This is a genomic window from Microvirga arvi, from assembly GCF_016892765.1.
Taxonomy (GTDB): Bacteria; Pseudomonadota; Alphaproteobacteria; order Rhizobiales; family Beijerinckiaceae; genus Microvirga; species Microvirga arvi.
In genome coordinates this window covers 1-4,969 of the sequence record NZ_JAFEMD010000132.1, presented here as the reverse complement: position 1 = coordinate 4,969, position 4,969 = coordinate 1, and the positions used below count along the sequence as shown (strand labels likewise).

The following is a 4,969-nucleotide window of genomic DNA, read 5'->3' as shown; positions in this document are numbered from 1 at the left end:
AACGGTGGACGGGATCAAATCGGAACCGGGGACGACTTCAAGTCGGTACACATGGACGGATTGCGTCGGTATCCGCACGAGACACCACATTCCTGGCCTGGAACCTGACTTCGACCAAAGCTCGCTCGGACGAGCAGGAGGTTCTTCAAGTCGAACGTGTGCGCTTCACTCAGGCTGTTCGACTTGCTTTGAATGGAGACATCCAAGACTCGGGCAGTGTCGCAAGCATTCTGGCTTTGTATGCCAAACTGCAGTTAGGAGAATTACCGCTGGACCTAACCCAGCGTCTCAAGCGGGGATGATAGCTGGACCCATGGGACCCCGGTTCTCTGTACGGGAAGCAGTATCTCTTCAATCACTCTTTGCTCGGAGATGCTGCCTCCTATGAGTGAGATCTACCTCCGAAACCTAAGGGGATGCGCTGGGAGATTTACGAGCGGTGGGCGGCTCGCGTTGATGCCGCTGAGGAGATGCTCGATGCGCAACTCGTTATGGCAGCGGCGCGACTGATAAAGCGGCTATAGTTTGCGGGCCGCTACACAACAGCCAATGTTCTAGACAGCAGCACTGAAAGCGTATCACCCCCGGACGCGGTCGCATCCGGGGGTGAAGCCAGTTCTTTAGATTACAGGCTTAGCGGTCCTTATCATCCTTGCCGTTCGGGCTGCCATCGTGGCCTCCGTTTCCGAAGCCGTTGTTGCCCTTGTCGCCACCGTTGATCCCACTGCCTCCATGCCCGTTACCGCCAGCGTTGCTGCCCTTGCCGCCGTTACCGCCCCCCTTGCTGCCGCCTTTATCATCGGCATCACTGCGGCCTTTATCGCCATCAGAGCGCCCCTTGGTTTCGCCTCCCCAACCATCCTTGTCGTTCGGGCGTTCACCTGCATTGCCGACATCCTTGCCGTTGCCTGGATTGCCGCGACCATCTTTGCCAGGGTTGCCTGCACCAGGTCCGCCAGTGCTCGGGCCATCCACTACGGGACCACCCGTGCTCGGGTTGCCCGCGACCGGCCCCCCAGTGCTCGGATTGCCTGCCACCGGACCACCTGTGCCAGGACCACCCGCCACTGGACCCCCCGCGACCGGGCCGCCTGAGCCGGGATTGTTAGTCACTGGGCCGCTGGCAACTGGGCTACTACCAACGCCGGGTCCGGCAGTGCCAGTCGGGCCGCCCGTGCTAATACCACTACCGCCAGCGGCAGTGCCGCCAGTGCCAGTCCTGCCAGGGGTGCCACCATTGCCGACGGATCCTGGGGTTTGTCCGATATTGCTCGGGCCACGACCGCTGATGGAGCCGGTGCTCAGTTCATTGCGGTCGGACTGGCGATCCAGCCGGTCCATCCGCTCGCGCAGGGCCTGCGGGGCAATAGCACACCGGCAAACCTCAGTGCCCTGAACAATTTGAAGGCGGCAGTTGTGATACATGGAAGGATTGGCAACTGCGGGTACGCATTGCTGGCCTGTTCGAATGACTTGTGCCGAAGTGGAAGCAGAAGAGGCTAAGAACAGAGCTACGCCTGACAAGGCGAGAGCATAAGAACGCTTCATGGTTCACCTACACTAATCTACATTTAGAGGGTGACTGCACTACGGCAGCCGTCATGAACTGAAGACGCTCAAAAGTGGAACGTGTTCCTACCTAAAAATGACATAACCCTAAAGTATTACACTTAAGCGAAAAGGATTTTGTCTGAATAAGCGCAGCCATAAGCCGTAGACTTTGTAGTCTGAAGCAGTACAAAACAATAAATAAGCCCCTGAGAACTGTCTATTGACCAGCAGGGGCTCTGAAGTTTTGGCATGAAGGCGGTAGGTGGGCGCCTCCGTTGCATGAACGGCTGAGGCCGCCAGAGAGTTCCTCTTTCTATCCTGCTGATGGAAGGCGATGTGCCTGCTTCTCAACAGATGTCCGTCGACCAGACTTCGAGATGGCAGCGGCGCGGTTGATGAAACGGCTTTGAAGTTCGTTCGGAGTCAGTCCAACCAAGGCTGAAGCAGCGGCTTGGCAAGCTGCAGCTGCCGCACAATCCCCTGGTGGGGAACGCCTCTTTGCTGAAGAAAGGCGTGGATCTGCTGCTTGGCATCCTCCCACGAGAGCCCCTGTTGGTAGCAGCACTCCAAGTACTTCAGGGTTCGCTCACGGTTCAACTCAGGAACCGCGAGCGGCGCCCGCTCATCCATAAAACACTGCCCAACCAAATCCTCGCACGGCATAGGTGACCTCGCGAGCTACCATTGGCACTTAAGGTCTCCTGCCCAACATCAGGACAGAAGCGAGACACCCGATGAAATCGCTGCAGAGGAGACACCCTGCGATATGGACATGGTGAAGATGTTCTGTCTGTCCTCGTTCAGAACCACAAAGTGATACTTGCCCGATGGACTGGACAGAATTGGGTCGAGTGCAACAAACCCGTTGTTCAGTCGGGCGAATTGGCGAGCCGCTTCATCACTGGGGCAGTCATAGCCAGCATCATCTTCGGAAACGAGTCGGGAGCCCTGATAGAGGTTGAAGTAGTATCGAGGCATAAGCCACCTCTCCTCTCATGATGAAGGCTGGGATTGCTGCTCCAGGGGCAGTTCGTCGTGAAAGTCAGCTTCAACGCGCGTTCTAGGCTCCAACTGTGCCACAAGAGCTTGCAGATTTTCTGGGATGGGTGCGTTCAGCATGTCTTCGTATCGGCTACGAAGTGAATGGCCGAGGATGAGGCTGGCCTGTTGTTGCTGAGAGGTCAGGCTATTCAGCTGGTAGTTCCCAACCTTGAGGGGTGTATGAGCATCCTTTGGCAGCATGGCTCTCCCCACTGCTCTGCCTGTAGAAACCCGAATAACATATGTTGGCCGAAACTCACGAGGCCGTGAGATGGTTTCAGCTGAGCCATAGTTCAATTGGCGCGAGCCGGCTTTTTCTTTCCGGCCACGCTGCAACCAACATCCCGCGGCGGGCTTGGAGCTGTGTGACGGGTTGATGTCTCGCTTATGAACGCCCGTCACCCGCAAGCGGATTGGCATAAAACTGTCGTTGTGGGTTCCTGACGGCAGCCAATCATGAACTTCCTGGACCGAGCGCCCACCCTGGCCCTGAATGGATGGAGGCCATCATACAGACACCGCCTGGGCCGAAGCCAGCCTCCAGCCGTCCGTTCGAGTGCTGGAGGTATCTTTCCGCTCTGCAATTTTTATCAAACAGCCGGGCTGACCCGGATAAACGCGACTAGCAAGTGACTGCATGTCACCACGGGCCCTCTCCTCTGGATTGGGCCCGTTTCTCACACGAGCGTAGTGGTAACGGAGTGTGTCCTACGCTTGGAACCTCCACGCCTAAGCCGCGTTACGGCTTGGTTGCGTAGCGTATGCGTTCCCATCCTTCATAGAGGGACACACTATGCTCAAACAGCCCATCACTGGTTTTGCCAAGCGCGTTGATGACACTGTTGCCCGTGCCATGGCTATCCTTCACAGCCGACCGGACCTTGCCAGCAAGCCTGAGGACGGCCCGCTCTCGGGCAGTAACAGCTCTCGCAAAGCGTCCTGAGTAATCTCCCGCAGCGTAGCCGGCACTGTATGCGTCAGGCGATAGCGGATCTGCGGCTCGGCAGCCCTGCTCGGATGGCGCTCGATTCATAGAGGTGGCAGATGTTAGTCTGGGCCGCTCTTCCAGTCCTGATACTCTCCGCCATTGCCTGTGGCCCGTTCCATGGCAGCATCCCGGCTCCGGTTGAACTCCTCGCTCAACTAGCAGCCGTTCTCAGCCTCTTCGTTCTGGTCTGTGCCGTGGAGGCTGGAGCACGCAGCAAAGACAATGGCGGATAATGGCGCGACCGAGCCGCTGAATGCAGGCAGATGAGCGAGCGACGACCATAGCGACACTCGAAAGCTGACATTAGCCTCATAGCGGTGTTCTCAACCGAAATTAAGAATAACCCAGGCGCAGACGCCGAGTGCAGGGAGCAAGCCCATCCATTCGAGAGCACGTGCTGACGGATTGGCACCGGGCAATCCGGTTGCGGCTTTTAGTGAATTCATATCGTACTGCACGAGCATCCTCCTATGAGGCGCAACGCAAACAGGCGTTCAAGTGATGACAAATTACCCGCTAGGTCGGAAATGTTTCCGTGTGCCTCAACACATCATGCGAGAGGAGCGGCATCTTGGTTAGATACTCGCCAGCAGCAGGGCTGCTCCAATAAAGGAACTGAGGGAGGCAACAAAGAGGAGCGCCGCACACTGAAACGACGGGCCCGTGTTGGTGAGGTGCCTAGGATCCGAAGAAATACCCCGTACGGCTTCGGAATGGCGGATGGTATTCATAAGCGTCCCCTCCATTTGGGTTAGCGGTGCATGGTCAGCAAACGCAGGCAGCTTCCGGTCTATTCCTTCACGAAGTTTATATGAGTGTTTCAAGAGCACCGGCTGAGGTTCTAGGTCAGTTCAGCCATCCCAGCGGCGCGGCCGATGAAGCGGCTGCAGACCCTGAACATAAGCATGCGGAATCTACACCAAGCAGCAACCACTATGTCCTTGACCCGAAAGTGGCAGCTCAGATGTAGAACAGCTTGTGAACTATCTCACCCGTTCTATTCGCCTATCCTGTAGGAACGATGTGTGCTTGGACACACCAGAGCGCTGTATCGGCATCTCGACTGCCTACGGTGTGACGGGAAACGCCCAGCCACTCACTCGCGGATCTCCCCCAACCTGTTTCAGGGGTAAACGACCTGTCCTAGTTGTCGGTGAGGGAGGCACAGTCAATTTCGGAGGATTATAAGCACCCAAAGGGCTTCTACTTGGCGGGAACATGAAACCGCTCATGAACCGCCTTGGATTAGCCCTGTTCTGCCTGTCGCAATAGAAAATCACGTTGTCGAGTTTGCAGGATGGCACATGCGCTTATACCAAGTCCCAACGAGGATGACTCGTCGCAGTTTCAAAGCACCGGAGATGTGATTCAACATGGCAAACGAGGAGG

The 4,969-nt window shown here is 56.8% G+C and carries 5 protein-coding genes; 3 read left to right on the top strand and 2 right to left on the bottom strand.

Features of this window, described 5'->3' with window-relative positions:
• The coding region (locus ILT44_RS29825; protein ID WP_204243231.1) for an NUDIX hydrolase at positions 1-302 on the top strand (302 nt) is incomplete at its 5' end.
• Between the two features lie 370 nt (positions 303-672).
• Positions 673-1,095 carry a hypothetical protein gene (locus ILT44_RS29820; protein WP_204243230.1) on the top strand — a complete coding sequence of 141 codons (423 nt, stop codon included), beginning with the start codon at positions 673-675 and terminating at the stop codon, positions 1,093-1,095.
• Between the two features lie 1,167 nt (positions 1,096-2,262).
• Here ILT44_RS29820 and ILT44_RS29815 read toward each other — a convergent pair.
• Both ILT44_RS29815 and ILT44_RS29810 read right to left on the bottom strand, forming a co-directional pair.
• Positions 2,263-2,529, bottom strand: coding sequence for a DUF6894 family protein (locus ILT44_RS29815; protein WP_204243229.1), 267 nt, complete (start codon positions 2,527-2,529; stop codon positions 2,263-2,265).
• 15 nt (positions 2,530-2,544) lie between these two features.
• Positions 2,545-2,793: a hypothetical protein gene (locus ILT44_RS29810; protein ID WP_204243228.1), complete on the bottom strand. Its 249-nt coding sequence runs from the start codon at positions 2,791-2,793 to the stop codon at positions 2,545-2,547.
• An 843-nt stretch (positions 2,794-3,636) separates the two neighbouring features.
• Between ILT44_RS29810 and ILT44_RS29805 the strand changes: the two genes are divergently transcribed.
• On the top strand, positions 3,637-3,813 hold the full coding sequence (locus ILT44_RS29805) for a hypothetical protein (RefSeq protein ID WP_204243227.1): 177 nt from the start codon (positions 3,637-3,639) through the stop codon (positions 3,811-3,813).
• The last annotated feature ends 1,156 nt before the right edge of the window (positions 3,814-4,969 follow it).